This window comes from Cytobacillus sp. ABV4_503, from assembly GCF_056158445.1.
Window position 1 is genome coordinate 2,052,970 of record NZ_JBSWTH010000001.1, and the last position, 25,095, is coordinate 2,078,064.

A 25,095-nucleotide genomic window follows, 5' to 3' on the forward strand; every position below is an offset into this window, starting at 1 on the left:
GTTTATGTATGTACAATCATAATCAACACGGCAAAACGAATATTGATTCACCCATACAAGCTTCTATTGAACAGATTTGGCAGAACATATGCGGAGGCTGGGATCAATTTAATCAATCAGCCGTACAGGATTTTTTAAGCCAATGTGAGGAAAAAGGCATTGATTCCCAATTCGCAATGAGCTGGATTGAAAAATTTAAGGATAAGATTCCAGATTGGCAGACAGTTTCCAAAGTATCTCTTGAATGGATGAATCAGCATACATCTGCTGGCTCTCCATTATCGAATGAAACCTTTAAATAACCACATATGCAAAAGAATGCAAGAGCCCCTGGCATTTTACCAAGGGGCTCTTTTTTTAATGAGGAATATTAGGATTAGGCATTTGCCCTTGAGCAGGAGCATATGCATTTAACATTTGCTGCATATCCTGCTGTGTAAACTGAGGTACCTGGTAAAAATGATGTTTGTTTTGATAAATCGAAAGTTCATAAGCCATCTCAATGCAATTTGGGATTGAATCAGCCAGTACTCTACGAACAACAGGATTTGTTGTTTCGAGTGCAGCCATTGTTTTCATGGAAGCGGCCGATTTTAATGCTCCCAGAAGGCAGCCGGAAACTGTTTCTTCATTCATTTCGGAGATAGATTGGATTGGCTTCTTTGGCTGAGCAGGCTTTAAACCATAAATAAAATCATTATCCTGGTTCATTTTATAGCTCTGGGTTGGTTTAGAAGGATCTTTACCTGTCTGGAAGCATTCCAGTGTAGTATTGTACTCCTCTTGAATAAATTGATATTGGCGGTCCATTAGACTTGCCAGTTCCTGATCTTGTACGTGCTGACGCAAAAGTGAGTATGTGTTTAAGGTGCCGACTGTACCTGATAAAACTTCATGAACATCTAGAACTTCATGTGCTCCATGGTTGAGCTGCTGAGGTATATTTCCCGTATGCATGTTTTGATGCATTTGGTTAGACTGATTTTCCATTTTGATTCCTCCTTTTTTATTAACAATCTATATCATGCAGAATTTCACAAAGAAATATCCATGGTATGGGAAATAAAATAAATAAAAAAAGCAGTTCGATTGAACCGCTTTTTTAGTTTGCTTCCTCAATTTTTTCTGCCAATAAGAATAGATATCTGTAAATTAGATTGTAAGCTTCGTTTATGGTCATATCTTCTTTAAAGCCCTCTAGGTCATCCAAAGCAAAATTGAGTTCCCATAACCCATCTTGCTGGTTAAACATTAAATCAAATGTTGCTGAATCACCTTGTAATGTCCTTTTTAAATATAACCTTATCGCTTCTGCTTTCTTCTTAGGCAATTTAAGTCCAAGCATGACATCATAGTTTCGGAACAGGTCATCGAATTCAAATGAGATGGCTTCTGCCCCAATAATCCCAAACCATTCAGACTCAAGGTACATAAACTCTTTAATGTTTTTTACAAAATAATCGATAGGCTGGTTTAGAAAATCGAAAGTCTCCTGTGAGAGGACTTCTTCTGTTTCCTTGTTTCCTCTCTCTATATAAGCATTTGCAAAGCGGGTTTCAGGATTTTTGCCTATTAAAGTTTCAGCATTTGATAATAGCTGATGCTTTTCAGCAAATTCCTTTTCTTCTTTGTATATTTCGTTTTCTGGTTTTTTAAGATGATTTTCAATCCGTTCTTTTAACATATTGTTCCTCCTTTAATTATGGTCACCTTCCGCGTCTTTTTGACATGTCACTCACAGTTTTAGGCGCTGAAGTCTTCTTTTTGGATTGTGATTTACTGCGGTTTACATTACCAGCTGAATTCAACGGTTTGGATTTTTTCCTTTGGCTTTTTCTGCTCTTTGTTGGGGAAGTTTTGCCTTCATTCTTTTTTCTGTCTGCATCGTCCCAATTATCCTTTTTCTTTCTTCCACGTGAAGATGGGCTTTTTTGCAGGTGAGAGTTTTTTTCTGGTGGCCTGGATGGCTTTTGCTTTTCCTGGCTTTTGCCAAGGTTCTGCCTTGATATTGAAATGTTCAGCCCTTTTTCAATTGCTTCGAGAAGCGGTTTGTCTGCGGATGAATAAAAAGTGATTGCAAGCCCCTTCATGCCAGCTCTTCCCGTTCTTCCGATGCGGTGAACATAGCTTTCCGGATCCAGTGGAATATCATAATTAAATACATGTGTGACACCTTCCACATCAAGTCCCCTTGCTGCTACATCAGTTGCTACTAATAGCTGTAATTCTGCGTCCCTGAATCGTTTCATCACTTGTTCCCGTTTGGACTGGGATAAATCCCCGTGCAGCTCATCACTTTGGAAGCCATTTGATTTTAGTACATCATTAAGCTTGCTGACCCTGCGTTTGGTCCGGCAAAAGATGACGGCTAAATAAGGTCTATGAGTTTGAATTAATTGCATGAGTGTAGCCTGCTTGGCACGGTCGATAGTATGTATGGCGATTTGCTTTACTGAATCTGCCGGTCCCTGTGTTTTTTCAACTTGAATATACTGTGGTTCTTTCAGATGTTTTCGTGCCAGTTTTTTTATTTCTGCTGGAATTGTGGCTGAAAAAAGCATGGTCTGCCTGCTTTCGGGAGTCTCATTAATTATATCTTCCACTTCTCCCAGAAAACCGATATGCAGCATTTGATCGGCTTCATCCAAGACTAAAAAATCTGTCTTTGATAAATCAATAGTTTTTCTATTAATATGGTCGAGCAGCCGTCCGGGAGTTCCGACAACAATATGGACATTTTTCTTTAGTTTGTTCAGCTGTTTGTCTACATCCTGGCCGCCATACACAGCTAAAACCTCTATATCATCAGCCGCAGTCAGTTTTTGAACTTCTCCCGTGATCTGCAGGGCTAATTCTCTTGTGGGTGTAACAATCAGTGCTTGTATATGGGATGCTGCCGGCTCCAGCTTTTCAAGAATCGGCAGGATAAAAGCAAATGTCTTTCCTGTTCCGGTCTGTGCCTGGGCAATGATATCCCTTCCCTCCATTAAAGCGGGAATGGCTTTCTCCTGGATGGGGGTAGGATTCCCGATGCCAGCCTTAAGCAAAAGCTCGGTTCGTTTTTTTGAAATGCCAAGTGTTAAAAAATCCTGCAAATAAGACCCTACTTTCTTTTCTTTGGATAAAATGCACCTTATTAATATTGGGTGTTTGATGACAAAATAGCAAGAGTATTCTTTTCTTATGAATGAATGAGAAAAACCCAAGCAGCCGTAATGTCCGCATTGGGTTTAGCTGCTTTATGATTTTCAATCCCAATCCCGTGTCGGCTCTTTCTCCTCCGCCATTTCCATTCCATAAGCAAGGCGGGGGTTCAAGACGGCTTCCTCCCGGTTATCCTGGTGATTGGAAGCTGCGGTTTTTAGCAAATAGCGGTGGATAAAGACTTCGGAAAAAGTGATAATTCCTGCCGCAATGATGCTTCCCCATGCGATTTGCAGGTAGCTGTTAAGCAGCACACTCCCAAACACCCATACAGATGCATAAACCAGGAAAAAGTCTGCAATAAGGGCATTCCGGTTTCCCAGCCTTGGAAGTATGATGCGGTCTCCGAGTAAATAAGACATGACTGTTACCAGAAGACTGAAAGAAACAATATCCGCCAATGAGGCATCGAAGAATAAATCAAGTGCTATGGCAAAAGCAATCAAGCTTGCTGCTGATTTAAGGATAAAAATGAGTGTTTTGTTCATAAGAGCTCCTCCTTTTACCATAGCTTTCATCAATCTTCAAATTCCCATTCATTTTCCGTTCATCCGCTGCAAAAACAATTTTTTCAAAAAAATAAACAACTTGTTCAGTGTCCCTCAATATAATGGCAGTAATAGGGATTACATTTTAAGTTAAAGGTTGTGGAAGAGTGATACTCCGAGACAAAATACTTAATGTGGTGATAATAGGTGAATGCTGAATATACATTTCAAAATCTTCAGGAGAGGAATATGACTTTTGAGCAGGTATTCAACCGTATCTTACTTTTTATAAAGCGAAATCCTGATGGGAACTTCAGGCTGATGATTGGAACAGATTCACAGGTGCATTGCAATCGCACTGTGTTTATAACCGGGATTGTGATTCAAAATGAGCGAAAAGGCGCCTGGGCATGTATTCGAAAAACCGTTATCTCCAGGAAAATGCTGCACCTTCATGAGAGAATCTCCTATGAAACCTCGCTGACTGAAGAAGTGGTCTCTTTGTTTACAGAGGAGTACAAAGACAAAATGTTTGATATCGTTCTTCCATTCCTTTACAAAGGCGGTTCGTTTTCTATGGAAGGACATATGGACATCGGATCAGGCAAAAGAAACAAAACGCGGGAATTTGTGAAGGAAATGGTCTCCAGGATCGAATCGATCGGCCTAGAGCCAAAAATAAAGCCGGAAGCTTTCGTAGCCTCCAGCTATGCTAACCGATATACGAAATAAAAGAACTCAAGTTAATGAGTTCTTTTCAATGAGAGACAAACTAAACGCCAGCATGCTCCCTGTATTCCTGTTCCGCTTTTAATGCAACAGTCTCTGTCAATTCTGCAGTAATTTCCGGAAGAGCTGTATTTAGCAATGAGTTAGCCACTTTGGCCATCATTCCCTCGGCTGATATTTCAAGTGACCCTGTCATGATGTTAATATTATTGCTGCCTTTTTCCGCAAGAAAATATCCATGTCCAGTAAACTTCTCATTAAGCCCTGTTAATTGAAAGGTCACCTTTGTGGGCTCCTGCCAGCTGGTTATAGCCACTTTTAATTCAATCTTTTTCTTAATAATCCCCATATCGCTTTTAAAGCTCCAGGTTGATTCTTTGTCACTTAGTATCTCATGTGCAATATAACCGGGTACTAAGGGTGCCCAGTTCCCAATATCACTGACAAAGTTCCAAATTGCCTCAACCGGTATGTTTACTTCAGCCTGATGTGCGCAGCTTGCCATTTTTACCGCCCCTTTAAGACTTTCTTAGTTGTTTTCCATGAATATCTATTCGTAATGGACGGGTAAAATTCATAAATTTAATGATTCGCCCAGTTGCCAAGCTAATATTAACCATCCTCATCTCTGAATGAGCCGAATAATAAGAAGAATTTAAGTGAAACTTATAATATTGTTAAAAGACACTTTCCATAAATTTAACAAAATTTATTCGCAATCGAGAACAAAATCTCAGAACAGGAGTGCTAAAAATGAAGGCAGTAACCTATCAGGGACCAAACCGGGTAGCTGTGACCAACGAAGATGACCCGAGGCTGGATAAAAAGGATGACATTATTGTCAGGATTACTTCCACAGCAATATGCGGTTCTGATTTGCATCTGTATCAGGGGAATATGCCGCTGCCGGAAGGATATATTATTGGTCATGAACCAATGGGGATTGTGGAGGAAGCCGGGCCTGAAGTAACCAAAGTAAAAAAAGGCGACAGAGTGGTCATTCCCTTCAATGTTTCCTGCGGAGAATGTGCATACTGCAAGCAGGACCAAACAAGTCAATGTGACAATTCAAACCCGCATTATGATTCAGGAGGCTATTTTGGGTATACTGAAAAATTTGGGAATCACCCAGGGGGCCAGGCGGAATATTTAAGAGTCCCCTTTGGCAATTTCACTCCATTTCTTGTACCCGAATCATGCGAGCTTGAAGATGAATCACTGCTGTTTTTATCTGATGTCCTCCCTACAGCTTATTGGAGTGTCGTGAACGCAGGAGTTAAAAAAGGAGATACAGTCATTGTACTGGGCTGTGGTCCTGTTGGATTAATGGCACAGAAGTTTGCCTGGATGGAAGGTGCAGAACGTGTCATTGCCGTGGATTATCTGGATTATCGGATGAATCATGCCAAGGAATCAAATAAGGTCGAGGTATTTGAATTCACAAAGTATCCTGATATGGGAGAGCATTTAAAGGAAATTACACACGGAGGCGCTGACGTTGTTATTGACTGTGTTGGAATGGATGGCAAAAAGTCACCTCTGGAATTCATTGAACAAAAGCTGAAGCTTCAAGGAGGTACGCTCGGGCCAATACAGATTGCAGCTAAAGCGGTAAGAAAAACAGGAACGGTTCAGCTTACAGGTGTTTATGGGGCTAACTATAACATGTTCCCGCTGGGTGCCTTCTTCGCCAGGAATATCAATTTGAAAATGGGACAGGCTCCTGTTATTCCATTCATGCCCATGCTGTATGAAAAAATTGTCAATGAAGAATTCGATCCGAAAGACATCATTACCCATAAAATTAATCTTGAAGACGCAAGTCATGGATATAGAATTTTCAATGGCCATGAAGACAATTGCATAAAAGTAGTTTTGAAGCCCTAATACTTAAAAGCCTGCTGTCTTGCCAGCAGGCTTCTTAAATGGAATGAGGGATATTACCTTCTATAGTAATGAAACCTTCTTCTTGAACGTGAAGAATGACATTCATCACAGATTTGATATTCGTGTTCCCAGGGCAATTTTTTGCCGCATTTTCTGCATTTTCTTGAGAGCTCTTTAATATCGGTTTTCAGTCTCTCGTGAACATGGTCGCTGATCTCTTCCCTTAATCTTTCCCAGTATAACGCTTCTGTTCTCTGTTCAAGACGATACAGGAACAGCAAATGCAGGCCAATTGCTTTATAAGTCAATTCCAGCTCTTCCAAATTCCGGTTCTTGATTCTGGGCTCAGGAAGCTCCTCCCCATCAATAATGGCATACATGGTTTCTTCCCATTGACGGACAAGATCATGTTCTTTTTTGGAGAATGGCAGATGGAGAAAACCATATAAGTCCATTAGGCCAAGCTTTGCTTCAATTTCTGTGCCGCGTATCCTTTCATACAGGTCTCTCTCCTCTGTTAATGCCGCTTTTTTGGTTCCTCTGGGGCTCTCAAACTTATCCCAAAGCTCAAAGAATGATCCGAGATCACGGTAATACCTTTGGAATCTTTCAAATACTGTATTTGTTGGGGCTATGGCAAAACTGTGGACTGGGGCATCCTCCATTTCAAGCAGGGCCTTCATTCTTTTAATATCTTTTGTAAAAGCAACTTTCCCTATGTTGTAAAGCCCTTTTCGCCCTGCCCTTCCAGCAATTTGCTTAACTTCCTGTGAAGTAAGGGTTCTCCTTTTCGTTCCGTCAAACTTATCATTTTCCAAAAAAACAATTCTCCGGATAGGCAGGTTGAGTCCCATCCCAATGGCATCAGTGGAGACGATGACGGAAGTTTCTCCATTTATAAAACGCTGGACTTGTTTTTTTCTGGTTTCAGGAGGCATCGCTCCATAAATCATACTTACTGAGTGCCCTTCCTGCTGCAGTCTGGAGGCAGTTTCAAGTACTCTCTTCCTTGAAAAACAGATGAGTGCATCGCCTTTTCGCACATGACTGAATTTGAATTCCTTTGCTTCGACCTCAAGAGGAATATCCCGGCTGTATTCATTCAGTTCAATATTTGCTTCGCCAAGAAGCTGGAGCATCATGCTTTTAGCGCTGCGGCTGCCAATGATATGGACTTCATTGGCATTTGCCTTGGTAATTGCTTTATACCAGGAAAAGCCTCTGTCTTTATCCGTGATCATTTGGGCTTCATCAATGACAATGACGTCATAATAGTCCTTTTCATAGAACATTTCTACGGTGCTTGAAAGATGCTCAGAACCGGCAACTGACTTCTCCTCTTCGCCGGTTTTCAAAGAACAGGGTATCCCTTCGCGGTTCAGTTTATCATATACTTCGAGTGCCAATAGCCTTAAAGGTGCCAAATACATGCCGCTTTGGGCCGATTTCATTCCTTCAAGGGCATGATGTGTCTTCCCTGTATTAGTTTCACCAATATGAAGTACATACCTTTTGGCCCGTTCTACAGAGGGGCTGTATTCCTGCCCGAATATGTATTCGAGCATGCGTTCCTCTTCTTCTTTCTTCCGCTGCTGCTCAGCCAGTTCTTCAGCAATTTTTCTGTCCCTGTCAGCAATATCCTTCTCGAGCAGAACTTTATGGACTTCAGGGTCAAACGGTATATCCGCAAGCCTCAGCAGATCTTCAATATATTCCTCCTGAATGCTTTCAAAAAAACTTTCATCAAGATCCTGAAGAGTATGGGCCATTAACTTCTTCACCGACTTACCGGTAAGAGGTTTCTGATAAGCGTCTTCATATTCCTCGAATAAATGATGCGGAAGGTTTTGAAGGACGAACGATTGCAGAGAATCGGACAGAAATCCCGATATATGGTTCTTATAGACATAGTAATAGGCTTCATATTCAAAATAGCCTTTGCCCCCATACAAGGCTTTATGAATATTTCCAGTCAGCTCCTCAAAGAATTCCCCCATTACTGTATAATCACCTGCATCAAAGCTGCCTGTCTCCTCAAGTTTTTCCTCTAGAGCAAAGGTATCCGCTTTTTGATATCGTATCTTGTTTCTAAAATCGGAGGCCAGCTGCTTTGAAGCCTTATGTCTGACATGAAGATATAGAAGGCTATAATCTCTTTCAATAATTTCATCCATTTTCTTTTCAATATCTTCGCGGATTCGATACTTCTTTCGCTGAAGAAGCTCCTCTTCTGCTTTCTGCAGATAATGAGCCCGTGCATTCTCATAGCGCTCAGCCCAAGCTTCATTATTGCTTTCAAATAGGTCATTAAGCCAGTCCAAACTGTTAAAAGGCTGATAATCCCTCATTTCAGTCCGGAAGAGGTGATTAATTATTTTCCTGTCTGCATTTTCTGTGTCATACCCTTTTTCACCTAGATATTTCTTTTTTTCATGCTTGGATATTTTGGCAGTGATTTTATTCAGCCACACATTTACCCAGATTTGATCGATATAATGAAATCTTTCAGAAAGATATTCCTTATAGGATGGCATCGGCTCTTTACTTCCCAGATAGCGGTCGGCATCCTCCAGGATTTTTATTTTTGTATGCTCTGCAGCATTATTGTAAATCTGTTCAAGCTGATTCATGGTCCGTTCCCCTTTAAACATCACCAAATCGTGATGAAATCATTATGACTTAGGTTATGTATGAAATCGAAAATTTAAGTAGTCTTCATTTTACCATCTTTTGAAAAAATATCATTGACATAAAACTTGAACCAGCATATAATTTATTTAGAATTAAAATATCTTGAATTCAAAACAAATGAATTCGAACTATTGGAGGAGAAAAATATGGCTAAAACAAAATGGGCAGTTGATCCTGCGCACAGCAGTGTGGATTTTTCTATCAAACATATGATGATCGCTAACGTGAAAGGCAGCTTTAATAGCTTTGATGCAGAAATAACTGCAGATCCTGCAGATTTAACAACTGCTGATATTTCTTTCAATGTTTCACTTTCAAGTGTTGATACACGCAATGAAGATCGTGACAATCACCTGCGTTCTGCTGACTTCTTTGATGTTGAGAACCATCCGAAAATGACCTTTAAATCAACAGTCATTGTAAACAAAGGTGATGATGAATATGATGTTACCGGCGATCTTACTATTCATGGTGCAACAAATACAGAAACCTTTACTGTGACATATGAAGGGTCAGGCAAAGATCCTTGGGGCAATGAAAAAGTCGGTTTTACTGCTGCTGGAGCAATCAAGCGAAGCGACTATGGCTTAACATGGAATTCAGCCCTTGAAACAGGCGGAGTACTTGTTGGAGATAAAGTGAAAATTGACCTGCAGATACAGGCAGCAAAAGCAGAGTAAGAGCGAAAAAGGGCAGGTTTACCGGCGAAACGGTATCCTGCCCTTTTCTAATGTTTTATTGATCGGCTAATAGCGTGGCTATTTTGTCCTCAATAACTTTACCTTCACTCCCATCAGTTAAGTTATTCAGAATAATAGAAAAGATAAGCTCTTCCCCGCTGGATGTCTTAACATATCCTGATAATGAACTGACTGTTGAGATGGAGCCAGTTTTTGCTCTCACGTTCCCTGCGGCATTGGAGTTTTTCATGCGATTTCTAAGAGTTCCTCCCGCCATCCGGTCTGTATTGCCCGCAATCGGCAATGAGTTCAAATAGGAGCTGAACCATTCTTCGTCCTGTACTTCGAAAAGAAGTTTTGAGATTTCATTTGCCGGAATTAAGTTCACATGTGAGATTCCAGAACCGTCCCTGAGTACGAGAGTTTCCTTATTCATCCCAAAGGCTTCTGCTTGTTCTTCTAATACCTCCAGCCCTTTTTCCCAGCTGCCTTCTCCTTTGGCAACTTTGCCCATTTCCTTGATTAATGTTTCCGCATGGCCATTATTGCTTAATTTCATAAATGGTATGAACAAATCTTTGATCGGCATGGATTTATGCTCAGCAAATAGTGTTGCGTCTTCTGGGGCAGTGCCAGCTTCTGTTTTCCCTTTGATTTTAATGCCTTGTTCAGCGAGAGAAAGCTTCAATAGATCCAATGCGTAGCCAGTAGGCTCCCATACAGCGATCCATTCCCTTGAACGGCTGCCTTCAACTGGAATTTCTCCTTCGATTGTAACGGTGTTCGTTCCGTGATCTCTTTCAATATGGATATCCTTCTTTTCATCTTTAGTGACGGTTTTAGCCTTATTGACGATTTTTATGTAATCTGTTTCCGGGACCATTTTTACAATCGGTTCCTGCCCGGCTTTTTCTCCGGGATAAACCTCTACAATTACTGTGCCAGCGTCATAGTCCTCGTTTGGGGAGGCAGTTAGTGCCGAGACTTGTCCGCCATAATACCATGATTCATCGCTCCATGACAGGTCGGTTGAATAGCGTACATTATCATACCACGTGTCATCACCGATCAGCCTGCCATGAATAACTTTGATGCCTGCTTCTTTTACTTTAACGGCAAATGAATCAAAATCCTTTTTTAAAAGGGTTGGATCCCCTTTTCCTTTTAAGATCAAGTCACCTTGAAGTGTATTTCCCTTTATTGAACCTGTGTGAAGAAGTTCTGTTGTGAACTGATAATTTTCTCCTAATGTTTCTAGAGCTGCAGCTGCTGTTAGAAGCTTCATATTAGAAGCCGGTCTTAAACGTATATCTCCGATATGGTCGTATACCAGCTCGCCTGTTTCCGCATTGCGGATACTCACTCCTGCAAGTCCTCCCTGAAGAATTGGATCATTATTAAGCATTTGGTTTAACTGCTGTACAAGTTCGCTGCCTTCTTCCGTTGCCTGGACTTGAGGCGATTCGGGCTGAGCAAAAGGAACAAGTGCCAGCATAAATACCAGCAATAAACTGATATTTATTTTTACACTCTTTTTCATATGTATTAAGCCACCTTCCATTTTGTTTCTTAACCTTTTCTTCTTAGAAAGGTGTGTTCCCTTTATTTCCATAATGAGGAAAAAGAATCAATTTTTGATTTACTTAACTATTTTATTCTCCACTGTAAAAGTTATGAGGACTGGCTATTATTTCCTATTTTTATTTAAAATAAATATTATGCTAATAAGAATATATTTACTCTTAAAATGCTATTAGAAAATGGTATGATAAAAACAGGTGAATTTTATAAGGGGTGGAAAGAATGAGTGTACATAAAGCAATATCAGAACATGTAGGAAAGCAGAATAAGATTATTACGAAATTTGCTGCCCTGGAGCAGCAGCGCGAATACTATATTGAGCAAGCATTGGATTTATGCAGGAGGGGACTTCCATTTTCTGCGGATAAGATAAATGAAGTAACTGCTGAAATCAATGAACTTTCTAAACAGGGAATTATACCTGCAAGAAAGTATGTAACCGTTGAGATGATTGAGGAATATGCATCAAAGACAAAATAGGTACTTATGATTATTAAGAAGCGTGACTTCCAATTGGATGGCACGCTTTTTTATATTTGCTGTGATGATTCATGGGCAAATTCCTGCAAATCAATTCTATTATTTATATTAAAGTAAATCCCCTCATTTTCTAATTGTTCTCTCTGAATGTCATGCAAATCTCCGTCTTTAAACCCAATTTCCCCTTTCCCATTGACAACCCGATGCCACGGAAGCTGATGCTTTTCACTTTGGGTATGAAGTATCCGGACCACCTGTCTAGCTCCCCTGGGGCTCCCGGCCAGCCTTGCTATTTGTCCGTATGTCATGACTTTTCCTCTTGGAATGTTTTTAATGATTTTTATAACGTTTTCTGTAAATGGCTGCACATGATTGCTCCTTTTTTATCTTATATTATAAAACAAACCCGCCTGAGTTTCAGGCGGGCACATTTATTATCCTATATTATCCTAACATTTTCTTTGCACGTTCCGGAAAATCAATAAATGGGTTGCGGTTTCCCTGGAGCTCTTGAATGGCAGCGTTCCTATGCTTCTCATATACAGTCACTGGATATTCTGCATGCCATCTCAGCAAAATCTGCATATCCATCTTTTCTTCGATTTTAATTACTTTTTTATATCTGACAGCAAAATAGAATACTGCTCTTGCGGCAATACCCTTTCCATATTCAGGCTCAAACTTTTCCTGTTCTGCCATTCCGCATCCGGTCCTGACACTCTCAGCCTCGAATTCCGGAGTATAGGCTTCAAAATCATAGTAGGGGAAGTTGCTTCTCATACTGTTGCATGCCGGTTCACATGCAAACAGGTGATGAAGATCCCCTCTCATTGGCTGACTTTCTTCAAACCAGGATTGCGGAATGACATGCTCAGTATTAAAAATTACTCTTTCTCTGCTGCTAAAGCCGCTTTCCTGAACCGACTGCAAAAGCTTGAGATCCTGGTCAATGGCTTTAAGCGGGTCCATCCCTTTCCCGGAATATAAACTTTTTAGCTTGAGATTTTCCTGCAGATCCACCCATGGATATACATATTGGTGAGGGGAGTAATCCAATTGCCGGTTATGGCTGCGAACCAACAGAGTATGGATTTGTTCCGGGATGTCTTCTTTTTCAAAATCAAGGCTGCTGTAGTAGTCCTCCAGATTGAGGATATCCTTCTGAGCGTCATAATACGGTTCATTCTGAACATTTTCAATATACTTTGACTGAGCCTCTGCCCATGCTGCAGAAATATTGTTCACTTTAATCATATAGCATTATGAACCATGGATTTGAATTTTTGGTCAAAGATCCCGGCTAAATGCTCAGGTACGGTTAAATAAACAAGTCCGTTTCCTTCCAGTTTAGGCGAATTGCCTAACGGAACTGTCCTTCTGATTAATTGTGCATATAATTCCGGTTCTGAAAGCTTTCTTTCAAATTGCTTGTTTGCTAAATCTTTGATTAGAGCCAGCGCACCTGAAACATGCGGGGCTGCCATTGAAGTGCCGCTAAGCGTTGCGTATTTCCCGTTCAAAAAGGTAGATAATATCTCTTCACCAGGTGCCACTAAATCTATTTCATTATGAGAGTTTGTAAATTCGGAAGAATCCCTTTCAAGGTTAATAGCCCCTACACTAATCACCTCATTATAGCAGCCGGGATAAGCAAACTCGTCGGTTGAGTCGTCCCCATCCCCTTCATTTCCTGCTGCGCAGACCACAAGGATATTCTTTTTAACAGCAGCTTTTATCGCATCATGCAGTTCAGGAACATCAGCTGGTCCGCCAAGTGACATGGAGATGATATCAGCATTTTGTTCGATGGCATAATAAATGCCATTGATGATCCATTCGTATTGGCCGGAACCATCCTTGTTTAAGACCTTCACAATAAGGAGATCAGCTTCAGGCGCTACCCCAATGACACCAGCATCATTTTCATACGCAGCGATAGTTCCTGCAACATGTGTGCCGTGGCCGTTATAGTCTTTGAAAACATTTGGATCGCTGTTATCGTCGTCTGTAAAATTCCGTCCTCCTGTTATTCGATCCTTCAGATCAGGATGGCTTAGGTCACATCCGGTGTCCAAAACAGCAATTTTAATTCCTTTTCCTTTTGTTGCGTTCCACATCTTTGGCGCCTGAATCAATTCCACGCCTTTTGGAACTTCCATAACTTCCTCTTCCTGACGAATCACCTTAAAAGGAATAACACGAACATATTGCTCCATTTCTTTCCCTCCTTAAGAGATTAAATTGAAGCTGGTTCTTGCTGTTGAATTCATTTTAACAATTCTGAATATTAATTAACAGTACCGTTGGTAGGGGAAAATACTAGAAAATTGTTTGTGAATAAGGAAGAGTTTGTGCTATTTGCCCTATGAAACAGCATGATGCTGACCAGGCGGCAACCATTCAAAAATTGGTTTTATCAGAGAGTTTTTAATAGCTTCGGAATCTCCGCATAGATTTGAATAATTTCATCCATTTTCATTCGGACCAGTCCAGAAGACGAAGGAGCAGCAAAATCAATCGTTCCGGGAACCACAGATTCCTCCTGCACTCCCCATGGCAGCCTCTTTTTGCGGCTGTATTCCTGATATACTCCTTTTCCAACAAAGCAAATGACCTTAGGATTAAATTCACTTACTTTTTTAATCAGCTCTTCTCTGCCTTCTTTATATTCTTCCTTTGTTATTTCGTCCGCTGCTTTAGTAGGACGGGGTACAATATTTGTCATGCCATATCCCAATTCCAATAACTTGTAATCTTCAAATGCATCAAATTTACGAGGAGTCAGCCCTGATTCATATAGGATCTTCCAAAATCGGTTGTTTGGATTTGCAAAATGATGACCTGTCTCTCCTGATCGAATACTTGGATTGAAGCCGACAAACAGCAAATCAAGATTTTGTTTCAAATGGTCTTTAATAGGCTTCATTTAACCATCCTCTCTTTATATCAAGGTATAGTTATTTTACATAAAATCCAATTGGGTTTAAAAGAAAAACTCTTAATAGGAAAATAGGGCAGGCGCCCTTCTTCATACCGAAGGACGCCAAACATAGAGGAATTTCTACAAGCCATGCCTAATGCAATACTGAGCAACCAACTCTTCTATTTGGTCGTTTTCGGGGAATTTTCCGGAAAATTCGAATTTAAGTTCTTCTACAAATTTTCCATTATGAAAAACATGTATGGCACCGTTCTGGCTGATGACGCTAAATTCAGGCTCAAACCGGTAGCCGTTTCTTTCAATGGCACCCAATCACATCAACTCCAATACAGTTAGTTTTTCTTAGTATAAGGAATTTCCAGCCAGGTATTTATGGCAAAACAAAAAAGAGCCATTTCGGCTCTTTTTGCTGAACTATTTATCCTTCAAGAATTTCAACTTTCTCCATAACATCGCCGTTTCTCATTGCCTTAACTGCTTCCATCCCGGAAGTAACTTTTCCAAAAACAGTGTGAACACCGTTCAGATGCGGCTGTGGCTCATGTACGATAAAGAACTGGCTTCCGCCTGTATCGCGGCCCGCGTGAGCCATTGAAAGAGATCCTTCTTCATGCTTATGAGGGTTTCCTTCTGTTTCACATTTGATTGTGTACCCTGGACCACCAGTTCCTGTTCCGTTCGGGCACCCTCCCTGACTTACAAACCCAGGAATTACACGATGGAAATTCAAGCCATTATAAAAGCCTTCATTAGCAAGCTTTTTGAAATTTTCAACTGTCCCTGGTGCTGCTTCAGGATATAGTTCAAATTCAACCTTTTCACCGTTTTTCATTAATATGTATCCTTTTTCTGCCATACTAATCATCTCCTTATGTAAAAATCAAATTAATAATACCATTAATCTCATCAGGAATAAAATCAAAAGACGTTTTTTCACTGATTGAACATAAAAAACAAAGGGTAAAGTTAAGATAGCATGATACCATAAAAAGCATAAATGTCTTATTGGAGGTTATAGAATGAAAAAGTGGGCTTTTGTCTCAGATTTTGATGGAACAATATCAAAAAGAGACTTTTATTTGATTATGATGGATAAATATTTTCCGGAGGGGCGAAGGCTGATGCCCCAATGGAAGGCTGGAGAGATAAAGGATATCGACTTTTTGAATAAAGTCTTCACTTCCATCAATCAGGATGAAGAACAAATTATCAGTGATATTTATTCAATAGAAATAGATGAATATGTACCTGACTTTATCAAAAAGATTCAGCAGAACGGCGGAGATTTTTATATTTTGAGTGCCGGCACAGACTATTATATTTATCACTTATTAAAAAAATATGGAGTGGAGCATGTGAAGGTTTTTTCGAATGAAGGTCATTATCATGAGAAGAATGTGCACATGAATATAGATAAGAATCATCAGCATTACTCTGAGAGATATGGCATTGATAAATCGAAGGTCATTCAGGACTTAAAGAAGGAATATGAAACTGTGTTTTTTATTGGGGACAGTGAACCGGATTCACACCCGGCGGAGTATGCTGACATTACTTTTGCCAAAAATGGGCTTCAGGATCTTCTTTGGAAAAAAGACATATCTTTTGTGCCGGTAGAAGAATTTAGAGAAGTGGAGGATTATTTAAAGGAACAAGGAATATTGCCAAAAGTATAACGTTTCACACCAGGGCAAAGCCGCTTTTTTGCCCTGGCATTTTTGTATGTATTTTAACCAAATAGCTCCAAGAATAAAATTAGGATAAAAATGATAAAGGCATAAAATGAGAGATGCAGAAATACTGTTGTTAATTTAAATTTGATTTCTTCCACATTAAATGACTGTTGTCTTCGAGTCCTTGCTCTCACTGCCGCAACACCATCCCTGCTTATAATAATATTAATAATCTGATTATTTTCCATGAATTATATTTCTTCATGAAACAGGCGCTTCCCTTTAAAAAGCAGCAGTTTATTTGTAGCGAATTTCCTGGGGAAGCGCATAACATGACAGAAATTTAGGTTATTCTGCTTTTTTCTTAAGATAAATATCAATCTTATTATCGAGATTATCGAGGCTTTTCATCGCCCGCTCAAAATCGAGTTCACGGTAATGATGCGCTCCTCCTGGCTCTTCATCCTTTTCATCTGCCAATTTGACTATGGATTGCAGAGGAGTTCTTACAACCTCACCGCCAGGCAGAAATGAATCCGTGTGAAAAAGGATGGCTAAGGCAATTTCTTTTGCTTTAATCGGGTTTTCTCCAAGTCTGATCAGGAGTTTATGTGCCCGTTCAGCACCTTTAATGGCATGAATGTCATTCTGACGGTAAAGGTCGTAATCCCACTTTCCATTTTTGTACCAGGTATAATGGCCGATGTCATGCATGAAACCTGCTTTAGCCGCTGAATCAACATCCTCACCGAATTCTTTTGCGAGCTGGAAAGAATGATAGGCAACTGCAATAGCATGAGCGATGCCTGAGCGTGTAATATATTTCTGTGCGATCCGATGCTGATAAATATCGGTTAGTTTTACATCTCTCATGTAATCCCCCTCTAAACAGGATTAAAATTTCTTATTGAGCTTTTTTTGTTTATTCATTACTTCATATGATTTTTCAATAATATCTGTTAAAACATCGCCTTTATAAATCCTGCCGAGTTTCGTGTTTTCCTGATAATAATCAACAATTTCATCAAGCATATTCGAAGTCTCTTTTGAAATGCGTACATTAAGCTGAATCCGTGTTTCTCCACTCATATGAATCCTCCTAGCTATTAATATCTGTAAGCTAGCAATTCGCTAGCGAATGCTGTCGTTTTGTTAGCAGGTACTATAACTACTTAGATTACACTGTTTTGCTGAATTATTCCAGTATAAAGATTGCACAGCAAAAAAAGAGAATGGCTACTTTGGCCATTCTCTCTTTCTTTTTAATTGTTAATTACTGAATTGATCCAATTTGTCTTTCAGGAACCTGCCGAATTCCTCAAGTTCCTGCTTTCCTTCTCTCAATTTTTCCTTCCAGATTGGAAGGTCTTCTCTTATTTTGCCTTCAAATTTTTCAGCCTGTTCTTTAATGGTCTGTCCAATTTCTTCTGTTAATTCCTTTTTTTCCAGCTTTTCGTTTACCGATTTAGTAGTAAATTCCCCTTCCTGCATATATGGCAGGCTAGATTCCATTATCGCCCTAAAAACAGGAACAGCTGTTTCAGAACTGCTTTTTGACAGATAATGTTCTCTGTCTGTCTGGTCATACCCCAGCCAAACTGCACCAACCAAATTCGGTGTATAGCCTACAAACCATTGGTCTTTCGTTCCGTTAATATCTTTATAAGGAAGCTGGGTTGATCCCGTTTTTCCGGCGATTTGAACTCCCTCAATCTTCGTTGCGCTGCCTGTGCCTGTTTCAACCACATTTAACAGCATGGAAGTCATTTGATTCGATACCGTTTTTGTCGTAACCTTAACTGTTTCTTTATCACGTTCGGCAATGATGCTGCCTGTTGGGCCAACTATTTTCGTAATTAAATGGGCATCCTGCCGCTTGCCGCCATTTGGAAATGCGGCATATGCTTCTGCCAGCTTTAAGGGTGAGACCCCTTTTCTCATTCCGCCTAATGCAATCCCTAAATATTCATCTTCCTTCTCAAGCGGTATGCCGAACCTGTCAAGTGCATCCAGTCCTTTATCAAGTCCAATTTCATTAAGGAGCCATACGGCTGGGACATTTATAGAATCTTCCACAGCTTTATACATGGACACTTCGCCCGCATATTGTCCGGAAGCATTAGCTGGAGTGTAATCTCCGTATGTTACTTGTTCATCTTTTAGCATGGATGTTGGTGAGTATCCTTCTTCAAGTGCAGGCGTGTAGACCGCTAATGGCTTGAGTGTAGATCCAGGCTGGGCTTTAATGTGTGTTGCCCTGTTGAATCCCCTGAAAACATGCTCACCCCTGCCCCCGACAAGCCCTCTGACACCTCCTGAAGCAGGATCAAGAAGGACAGCACCACTCTGTACGATTTCTCCATTCATGCCTGGAGGGAAGATTGAATCCTTTTCATAAACATTTTCCAGGCTTGATTGCAGGTTCTGATCCATTTCCGTATATATTTTGTACCCTCTTGTAAAAATCTCTTCCTGTGTTAATCCGTACTTATTTATAGCTTCATCCAGGACAGCATCAACATAGTAAGGGTATTTTCTTTCTTGCTTGCTTCGTGTCCCTTCCTTTAATTGGATCTTTTCATTTACAGCGTTCTCATACTCTTCAGCTGAAATCATCTTGTGCTCTTTCATCTTTCCGAGGACAACATTCCTTCTTTTCATTGCCCGTTCGTAATGATTATAAGGGTCGAGTGCTGAAGGCGATTGAAGCAATCCTGCAAGCAGTGCACTCTCGCTTATGTTCAGTTCCTTTGGTGTTTTGCTGAAATACTTATTGGATGCCTGTTCAATTCCCCAAGAACCGCTTCCGAAATATACCTGATTTAGATACATTTGCAGGATTTCATTTTTTTTATAATTTTTTTCGATTTCTACTGCAAGGAACAATTCTTCGGCTTTTCGGCGGTAAGTCTGTTCTGGTGACAGCAAAGCATTTTTAGCCAGCTGCTGAGTAATGGTGCTTCCCCCGCCCGTTATGCCGCCAGCAAATAAATTGCCAAAAAAGGCTCTTGCAATTCCTTTAATATCAAATCCATTATGCTTATAAAAGCGTTCATCCTCAATCGCAATAACGGCATTGCCTACATGATCCGGCAATTCTTCAATATTTGCACCCTCCGCCCTATTTTCCGCAAGTCCTGCAGCAGCATCTCCGTCTTTATCGTAAATAACAGTTGACTGCCTTAAACCTTCTTTTAAGGTCTCCACGTTTGCTGTAGCTGCCAGAAACGCAAAAAATAGAATGGTTAAAAGTATTATTGTTAGTGTTAAAAGAAGCAGAATTTGTGTCAGGTGCTTTTTGCGCCAAAACCCTGCAAAAGCTTCTTTGAAACGCTGAAATTTTTCCATGATGACTCCTTCTCTATTTCTCTAAGTTCCATTATTATTATCCCCTATTATATATTAAACGAATAAACTCTATAAAAAGTTTCAACTTCAAAAGTAAGGGGACGAACACTTCGGTTCATTCTCTTACACCATTTATTTAATTTTTCGTATTCAGCGGCTTTATGTTTGCCTCGATTTCTTCCCGCCTGTCTTCAATATAAGGAGGAAGTGCAAGCTTTTCTCCCAATTGCTCGAAAGGTTCATCTGCTTCGAATCCAGGTCCGTCTGTTGCCAGCTCAAAAAGAATCCCGTTCGGTTCCCGGAAATATAAAGATTTGAAATAATACCTGTCTACAAAACCAGAGCTGGCAATCCTCCATTTTTTCAGTTTTCGTACCCAGTTTCTTAATTCCTCTTCATTTTCCACCCGAAAAGCAACATGGTGGACACTCCCCCGGCCTGGACGCTGCTGCGGCAAGTCAACCTGTTCTTTAATATGGATTTCTGCCCCGTTTCCGCCTTCACCGGTTTCAAATACAGCTACAGTATCTTCATCCAAAGAATATTCTCCTGTTCTCCAATATTCCATTACTTCTGTAAGCAGATTTGTGGTGGGTTCAAGCTCAGAAACGGTGAGCATTACGGGTCCAAGCCCAATTATTCCGTGGCTGGGAGGAACGGCAGCTCGATCCCATGGCTTCCCGCCTTTTACTCCTTTATTATTTTGATCAGAAATCAGGGCCAAACGCTGGCCTTCGAAGTCTTCAAAGAACAGCATCTTCTTTCCGTTTGCTTCTCTTATTTCTTCATGTAAAACATCTTGTTCTGACAGTCTCTTTTTCCAATAAAGAAGCGATTCATCAGATGGCACACGCAGAAAAGTACAAGTTATACTGTCTGTCCCCCTGTAAGTGCGGCCAGCATTTTTGATTTCAAAGAAAGTTAAGTCAGTACCAGGGTTACCCCTTTCATCTGCGTAAAATAAATGATACATTGTGGTATCATCCTGGTTTACAGTCTTTTTTACAAGCCGCATTCCAAGGATTCTGGTGTAAAACTCATAGTTCTTCTGAGCATTGGCTGTTATGGCAGAGACATGATGCTGACCTTTTAATGGTTTCATATTCATATGATCACAACCCTAATCAATGTATTTTAGGTATATTTTGATTGAACAATGAAAGGAATGCAACGGAAGCGCACAATAAACACTTGTTTTCTTTATAGAATAATGCTATATTAGTAAAGCGATGAGCTAATTGCATAAGACGACAGACAAGCCTTATTGGCAATGCACTATGTGGAGTGCAGTCGGGTCGCCGCAATACGTATAAAAAGACGCCTCTCTGGGGCGTCTTTTTTATTGGATAAGAATGTAAAAATTCCGCAGTTAGATGACTGTCAAGCGCAAACAGCCCACCCTCCTCGAGGAGGCCCCAGGATGGGGATCATGCAGACCTTGCCACAGGACGTGGCGTTCTTAGTCTGCGATCCTTTAGTGGGCTGCTTGCGCTTTTCTTATTTTAATTGAGATGAAAGATACGACCCTGCAGCAGCTGACTGAAGCCTTGCAGCTACATAGGGGGGCCGTGCGTTTTTATGGGCCTCGGCCGGCATGCCAAGCCACAAAATATGTCCGTCAATTAATATGCAAGGGAATGGGAAGCCTTTTGGCAATATCTTATCAGGATCACCGGAAGGGATAGAATGCTCGGTAAGGATGGTAAGCTTTGTTTGCGGACCTCTTTTGGAAAAAGCCTGCCCCCACTCGTTCCCCAATTGTTTGCCATTAGGCAGGGAAATGATAATCTCCTTTCTGGCTTTGGAAATATCCTCAAACACTTTTTCCAGCTTTTTTGCATGCATCCATTGCAGGCGTGGATGCTGATTTTTGATCCACCTGCCAATCTGATCAGGATGAATGGCCTGTCCATTGTGCAGCTGATGGTCCGCAAGTTTCCGCCATGTTTTGTTTTTATATACCTTGTTCTGTATAAATTCTAAATCGCAAATATGAATAAATTTACCCTTGGTTCTCGTTATGGCAACATTCATAAGTCTTTCGCTTTCTTTCCCAACTAATAGCATTCCAGCTCTGTCATGGGGCGGAGCATCGACAGAGTCAAAAATCATGACATCCCGTTCACTTCCCTGAAAACGGTGAACCGTTGCAGCAATAATATCAGCAGCAGTTCTTTCTTCCCCATAAAGCTCAACCAGAAGCTGTTCCATTAATAATGCCTGTGCACGATAAGGAGTGACATAACCTATGGATCTGCTTCCTCCTGCATAAGCTTCATGTATCAGCTGAAATCCCAGCAAAAGATCCCATAAATTGATTCTTGAATTCGAGCTGCCATCTTTTATGCCATATTCACCTGATCCAGCTGTATTAAGCAGGATCGAGGCTTTGCCGGGAAAAGGCGTACAGGAAGCGATATCAGATCTTGCTGCAAGAACATCCGGATGGTCACCTACAAGTGAATGGTAGATATGTTTATTCGAAAAAGCTGAAATGTCCGGGTGCATACGTCGCTGCTCTTTTAATAGAAAAAGGTGCGGATGTAAGTGACCATCCTTGACTGCGTCAGACACACCAGAGTGATGAAAGATATCTTCTCTTAGCCATTTTTCCGACAATTTATGTTTTGAAGCAGCAATAGGAGGAAGCTGTTTAAAATCCCCGCAAATGATGACTCTTTTGCCAAGTGAAGCTGCAAAGGCAGCCTGTGGAACATAAGCCATGCTGGATTCATCGATGATGACTAAATCAAAATTTTTCTCGTATATTGCCGGATCGCTTGCTGTTTTTGCCAGTGTTGCTCCTATAATAGAAGCATTTTTTACAAACTCTATTTCCTTTTGCCTGATTTTTTCAAGTACTCCAGACAGCTTCTTTTCTATTTCAATAAGATGATCGGAATCTCTCTTGCTGAAGGATCGGGATAAATCCTGTTTAAGCAAGCGGCGTTCCTCAAATAGAGCAGCTTTTTGGTCCGAGAGATTAGAATGCTGCTTATTTAAAAGATATTCGGCTGTTAATGAAGAATGATCGAATAGTGCCGGACCGATTTGTGACCCGTAACGAAGCAGATCCCCATCAGGAATTTTTCGTTTGCATGATGCAAAGGATGAAATCTCTGCCATAAGGACATCTATTGCTTGATTTGAGTGGGCCAGAATGAGAACACTTTGACCTTTAAAGTATTTGTTGGCGGCCACACGTGCAAGTGTATAGGTTTTTCCTGTGCCCGGCGGACCCCAGACATATGTGACTGGATTATATTTAGAACGCAATATCAATTCATGGGCACCAGTCTTTACCTTTTCGGCAGGGTGTAGGGGAGGCATGGAAGGATCCATCAATTTTTTTATTCTATTTCTTTTTCTTTTGCTGTCTTTTATGTCCTCTAAGCGCTGAAAAAGCTGATCCAACAGCTCCCAGGGATCATGAAGCAAATATGCTTCCGATAGATCGATTCCAATATCCTCTTCTAAAGCCACTATGACATTATTTCCTTCCGCAGAAAGGATTCTTCCTTCCACCCTCTTTCTTCCCCATTCGATTTTTATGGAAGATCCAGTTGGAATTTTAATGGCAGAAGGTGTATCGAAAAAATAAGTATATGCATCTGATTTTGAAAGCAGCTGCCCATTTAACATTAAGTAGCGGGAGCTCCCATATTTTTTTAAATGTAAGATCTCAGCCTGGATGGCTTTTTGCCACTCTCTAATAAAGCCAAGTGTTGATGTCATTTTGTATCTTCCTTTGCTCACTATGGTATTCAATTAAACTAATATATCATTTACTTGCCGATATGCAAAAGAAATGATGGAACCTGCATGGTTCCACCAAAGTCAATAGGGTTAATTCCGCAGAAGTATGAGATAATGTGTTAATAACACTTTATATGTTAAAGAAAGAGGGATCAGTGTGAAGCGCAGAAATAAGTTTGAGCATAATGATATTGTGATTCTGATTGACACGGGAGAGAAAGTTACGATCAACAAAACCTGTTATGTGGCGAAAATGAAGAAATACACATATACAATTAAAGAAAAACCAAAAATGTTTTATTTTGAAGAGGAAATGAAGGAGCTTCTTTAGAAAAGCACTATAGAATAGTAAAATTTTTATCCGCAAATGCCCAGTTCTGCGGAAAACGCAAGCTTATTTGCCAGTATGTCATCCCTAAAAGATTATACTGGTCAATTAATTTATATTTTTCTGTAATGCTGCGGATATCTTCAAACCAGACCACATGTTCTTCTTCTCCGTTCCAATATCGGAACCATGGGGATGCTGCATAAGCATCGAATTGAATAATTGCTCCTCTGCTTATAGCTAAATTCTGAATGGCTTGCATGGAAAATGAGCGGGTTAGATTATCCTCTGTTCTCCAATCATATCCATATAATGGCAAAGCTATTTGCAGTTTTTTCGGGTCAATCTGGGTGATCGAATATTTAATGACTTCTTCCACCCACCATAGTGGAGCGACGGGATTAGGAGGACCGGTGGGATAACCATAGTCCATGGTCATGACTGCAACAATATCGGCACCCTCTCCAATTGCTTTATAATCATATGCCCCTATTATCCGGTTTGCCGGGATATCTTCAGTCTTAGCATGTACATTGACATGAAGAATTTTTGGCCCTAAGGCATTCTTTAATTCTTTAATGAATGAATTGAAATCCTGGCGCCTTAATGGCGGGATAAATTCAAAATCAAGACTGATGCCTCCATATCCTTTTTGAGTGACAAAATTTATCAGGCTTAAGATTAAGTTCCTCCTATTTGCCGGACTTTCAAGCACCCCGCCAATCAGTTCTGCATTAAATTCACCTTGTGCAAGATTTCTGATCATCAGCAGCGGAATGACATTCAGCCGGCGGCTTTCTGCCAATATAGCTGTATCGTCCAATTCAATATATGCGTAACCTTCCCTTGTTAAAGAATAGGCAGAAATGGCGATGTAGGTTAAGTACTTTGCTGTTTCCCTGAAAGCGGGTAAAAAAATATCAGGAGAATACGGGACTATGAACCCTAATGTTTCCATTACTAATCTGCTTGGTGATGGAATATTTATCCTCTGTCCGATATATAGCCCCTCCGGCCTTATCTCCGGGTTTGCTGATAGAATAGCATTAATTGTAGTTTGATAACGCTGGGAAATGCTCCATAATGTATCTCCCGGCTTTACAAGATAAGACCTGATAACTGGTCCGCTTACCGGAATGTATAGCGCTAAACCAGGGATGATACCTGGTCCATTCTCAAGGCCATTAGCCGTTATTATATCCTGGATAGGAACCTTATACCTTTGAGAAATGGTCCAAAGGCTATCGCCTGCCTGAACGATATGAATCCCCATAATGCACCTCTTTTCACTTGCTTTTAAACAGTTTAT

Annotated in this window: 26 protein-coding genes; 7 read left to right on the forward strand and 19 right to left on the reverse strand. The window is 40.5% G+C overall.

What is annotated here, in order from left to right; all coding sequences use genetic code 11:
* The first annotated feature begins 8 nt into the window (after window positions 1-8).
* The gene (locus tag ACXAD1_RS10300; RefSeq protein WP_474909977.1) at window positions 9-302 is read left to right on the forward strand and encodes a hypothetical protein; all 294 of its coding nucleotides are present in this window, start codon (window positions 9-11) and stop codon (window positions 300-302) included.
* A 55-nt stretch (window positions 303-357) separates the two neighbouring features.
* On the opposite strand, the gene ACXAD1_RS10305 is transcribed toward ACXAD1_RS10300, so the two are convergent.
* The 4 genes from ACXAD1_RS10305 to ACXAD1_RS10320 form a co-directional block, all read right to left on the reverse strand.
* Complete coding sequence (locus ACXAD1_RS10305; RefSeq protein WP_474909978.1) at window positions 358-990, reverse strand: spore coat protein; 633 nt, start codon at window positions 988-990, stop codon at window positions 358-360.
* Window positions 991-1,102: 112 nt separating this feature from the next.
* The gene (locus tag ACXAD1_RS10310) at window positions 1,103-1,684 is read right to left on the reverse strand and encodes a branched-chain amino acid aminotransferase (protein WP_474909979.1); all 582 of its coding nucleotides are present in this window, start codon (window positions 1,682-1,684) and stop codon (window positions 1,103-1,105) included.
* 22 nt (window positions 1,685-1,706) lie between these two features.
* Entirely contained in the window at window positions 1,707-3,095 is a 1,389-nt protein-coding gene (locus ACXAD1_RS10315) for a DEAD/DEAH box helicase (RefSeq protein ID WP_474909980.1), read from the reverse strand.
* A gap of 153 nt (window positions 3,096-3,248) precedes the next feature.
* On the reverse strand, window positions 3,249-3,692 hold the full coding sequence (locus ACXAD1_RS10320) for a YndM family protein (protein ID WP_206839843.1): 444 nt from the start codon (window positions 3,690-3,692) through the stop codon (window positions 3,249-3,251).
* Window positions 3,693-3,941: 249 nt separating this feature from the next.
* On the opposite strand from ACXAD1_RS10320, the gene ACXAD1_RS10325 reads away from it, so the two are divergent.
* On the forward strand, window positions 3,942-4,424 hold the full coding sequence (locus ACXAD1_RS10325) for a ribonuclease H-like YkuK family protein (protein ID WP_474909981.1): 483 nt from the start codon (window positions 3,942-3,944) through the stop codon (window positions 4,422-4,424).
* A 40-nt stretch (window positions 4,425-4,464) separates the two neighbouring features.
* Here ACXAD1_RS10325 and ACXAD1_RS10330 read toward each other — a convergent pair whose 3' ends face one another.
* Complete coding sequence (locus tag ACXAD1_RS10330; RefSeq protein WP_370222563.1) at window positions 4,465-4,926, reverse strand: CoxG family protein; 462 nt, start codon at window positions 4,924-4,926, stop codon at window positions 4,465-4,467.
* Between the two features lie 248 nt (window positions 4,927-5,174).
* Here ACXAD1_RS10330 and ACXAD1_RS10335 point away from each other — a divergent pair, with 248 nt between their 5' ends.
* On the forward strand, window positions 5,175-6,308 hold the full coding sequence (locus tag ACXAD1_RS10335) for a zinc-dependent alcohol dehydrogenase (protein WP_474909982.1): 1,134 nt from the start codon (window positions 5,175-5,177) through the stop codon (window positions 6,306-6,308).
* A 53-nt stretch (window positions 6,309-6,361) separates the two neighbouring features.
* On the opposite strand, the gene ACXAD1_RS10340 is transcribed toward ACXAD1_RS10335, so the two are convergent.
* The gene (locus tag ACXAD1_RS10340) at window positions 6,362-8,938 is read right to left on the reverse strand and encodes a helicase-related protein (RefSeq protein ID WP_474909983.1); all 2,577 of its coding nucleotides are present in this window, start codon (window positions 8,936-8,938) and stop codon (window positions 6,362-6,364) included.
* A 207-nt stretch (window positions 8,939-9,145) separates the two neighbouring features.
* Here ACXAD1_RS10340 and ACXAD1_RS10345 point away from each other — a divergent pair, with 207 nt between their 5' ends.
* Window positions 9,146-9,679: a YceI family protein gene (locus ACXAD1_RS10345; protein WP_370222569.1), complete on the forward strand. Its 534-nt coding sequence runs from the start codon at window positions 9,146-9,148 to the stop codon at window positions 9,677-9,679.
* A 55-nt stretch (window positions 9,680-9,734) separates the two neighbouring features.
* Here the strand turns inward: ACXAD1_RS10345 and dacB are convergent, their stop codons facing one another.
* The gene (dacB, locus tag ACXAD1_RS10350; RefSeq protein ID WP_474909984.1) at window positions 9,735-11,219 is read right to left on the reverse strand and encodes a D-alanyl-D-alanine carboxypeptidase/D-alanyl-D-alanine endopeptidase; all 1,485 of its coding nucleotides are present in this window, start codon (window positions 11,217-11,219) and stop codon (window positions 9,735-9,737) included.
* A gap of 263 nt (window positions 11,220-11,482) precedes the next feature.
* Between dacB and ACXAD1_RS10355 the strand changes: the two genes are divergently transcribed.
* Window positions 11,483-11,740, forward strand: a complete 258-nt coding sequence (locus ACXAD1_RS10355; RefSeq protein ID WP_370221480.1) for a YpbS family protein — start codon at window positions 11,483-11,485, stop codon at window positions 11,738-11,740.
* Window positions 11,741-11,790: 50 nt separating this feature from the next.
* Here ACXAD1_RS10355 and ACXAD1_RS10360 read toward each other — a convergent pair whose 3' ends face one another.
* From ACXAD1_RS10360 to ACXAD1_RS10385, 6 genes are all read right to left on the reverse strand, one after another.
* A complete protein-coding gene (locus tag ACXAD1_RS10360; protein ID WP_370221481.1) occupies window positions 11,791-12,108 on the reverse strand; it encodes an MGMT family protein in 318 nt (105 codons plus the stop codon).
* A 76-nt stretch (window positions 12,109-12,184) separates the two neighbouring features.
* Window positions 12,185-12,994 (reverse strand): endonuclease I family protein, encoded by an 810-nt coding sequence (locus ACXAD1_RS10365; RefSeq protein WP_474909985.1) that lies wholly within the window; start codon window positions 12,992-12,994, stop codon window positions 12,185-12,187.
* Window positions 12,991-13,956 carry a S8 family peptidase gene (locus ACXAD1_RS10370; RefSeq protein ID WP_206839826.1) on the reverse strand — a complete coding sequence of 322 codons (966 nt, stop codon included), beginning with the start codon at window positions 13,954-13,956 and terminating at the stop codon, window positions 12,991-12,993. Before ACXAD1_RS10370 ends, ACXAD1_RS10365 begins: the two co-directional genes overlap by 4 nt.
* A 200-nt stretch (window positions 13,957-14,156) precedes the next feature.
* Window positions 14,157-14,666: a mismatch-specific DNA-glycosylase gene (locus ACXAD1_RS10375; RefSeq protein ID WP_370221485.1), complete on the reverse strand. Its 510-nt coding sequence runs from the start codon at window positions 14,664-14,666 to the stop codon at window positions 14,157-14,159.
* A 135-nt stretch (window positions 14,667-14,801) separates the two neighbouring features.
* Window positions 14,802-14,993, reverse strand: coding sequence for a YbxH family protein (locus ACXAD1_RS10380; RefSeq protein ID WP_474909986.1), 192 nt, complete (start codon window positions 14,991-14,993; stop codon window positions 14,802-14,804).
* Window positions 14,994-15,099: 106 nt separating this feature from the next.
* Window positions 15,100-15,537 carry a peptidylprolyl isomerase gene (locus ACXAD1_RS10385; RefSeq protein WP_206839820.1) on the reverse strand — a complete coding sequence of 146 codons (438 nt, stop codon included), beginning with the start codon at window positions 15,535-15,537 and terminating at the stop codon, window positions 15,100-15,102.
* 163 nt (window positions 15,538-15,700) lie between these two features.
* Between ACXAD1_RS10385 and ACXAD1_RS10390 the strand changes: the two genes are divergently transcribed.
* The gene (locus ACXAD1_RS10390) at window positions 15,701-16,357 is read left to right on the forward strand and encodes an MtnX-like HAD-IB family phosphatase (protein WP_474909987.1); all 657 of its coding nucleotides are present in this window, start codon (window positions 15,701-15,703) and stop codon (window positions 16,355-16,357) included.
* Window positions 16,358-16,702: 345 nt separating this feature from the next.
* On the opposite strand, the gene ACXAD1_RS10395 is transcribed toward ACXAD1_RS10390, so the two are convergent.
* The 5 genes from ACXAD1_RS10395 to ACXAD1_RS10415 all read right to left on the reverse strand — a co-directional run bounded on the left by ACXAD1_RS10395 (window position 16,703) and on the right by ACXAD1_RS10415 (window position 23,437).
* Entirely contained in the window at window positions 16,703-17,227 is a 525-nt protein-coding gene (locus tag ACXAD1_RS10395; protein WP_206839817.1) for an HD domain-containing protein, read from the reverse strand.
* Window positions 17,228-17,248: 21 nt separating this feature from the next.
* Window positions 17,249-17,443, reverse strand: a complete 195-nt coding sequence (locus tag ACXAD1_RS10400; RefSeq protein WP_206839815.1) for a hypothetical protein — start codon at window positions 17,441-17,443, stop codon at window positions 17,249-17,251.
* 180 nt (window positions 17,444-17,623) lie between these two features.
* The gene (locus ACXAD1_RS10405; protein WP_206839813.1) at window positions 17,624-19,702 is read right to left on the reverse strand and encodes a transglycosylase domain-containing protein; all 2,079 of its coding nucleotides are present in this window, start codon (window positions 19,700-19,702) and stop codon (window positions 17,624-17,626) included.
* Between the two features lie 136 nt (window positions 19,703-19,838).
* Complete coding sequence (locus tag ACXAD1_RS10410; protein WP_474909988.1) at window positions 19,839-20,810, reverse strand: ring-cleaving dioxygenase; 972 nt, start codon at window positions 20,808-20,810, stop codon at window positions 19,839-19,841.
* Window positions 20,811-21,199: 389 nt separating this feature from the next.
* Window positions 21,200-23,437 carry a DEAD/DEAH box helicase gene (locus tag ACXAD1_RS10415; protein WP_474909989.1) on the reverse strand — a complete coding sequence of 746 codons (2,238 nt, stop codon included), beginning with the start codon at window positions 23,435-23,437 and terminating at the stop codon, window positions 21,200-21,202.
* A gap of 178 nt (window positions 23,438-23,615) precedes the next feature.
* On the opposite strand from ACXAD1_RS10415, the gene ACXAD1_RS10420 reads away from it, so the two are divergent.
* Window positions 23,616-23,789 carry a hypothetical protein gene (locus ACXAD1_RS10420; protein WP_019379882.1) on the forward strand — a complete coding sequence of 58 codons (174 nt, stop codon included), beginning with the start codon at window positions 23,616-23,618 and terminating at the stop codon, window positions 23,787-23,789.
* A gap of 7 nt (window positions 23,790-23,796) precedes the next feature.
* Here ACXAD1_RS10420 and ACXAD1_RS10425 read toward each other — a convergent pair whose 3' ends face one another.
* Window positions 23,797-25,059, reverse strand: coding sequence for a glycoside hydrolase family 18 protein (locus tag ACXAD1_RS10425; RefSeq protein WP_474909990.1), 1,263 nt, complete (start codon window positions 25,057-25,059; stop codon window positions 23,797-23,799).
* Window positions 25,060-25,095 lie beyond the last annotated feature (36 nt).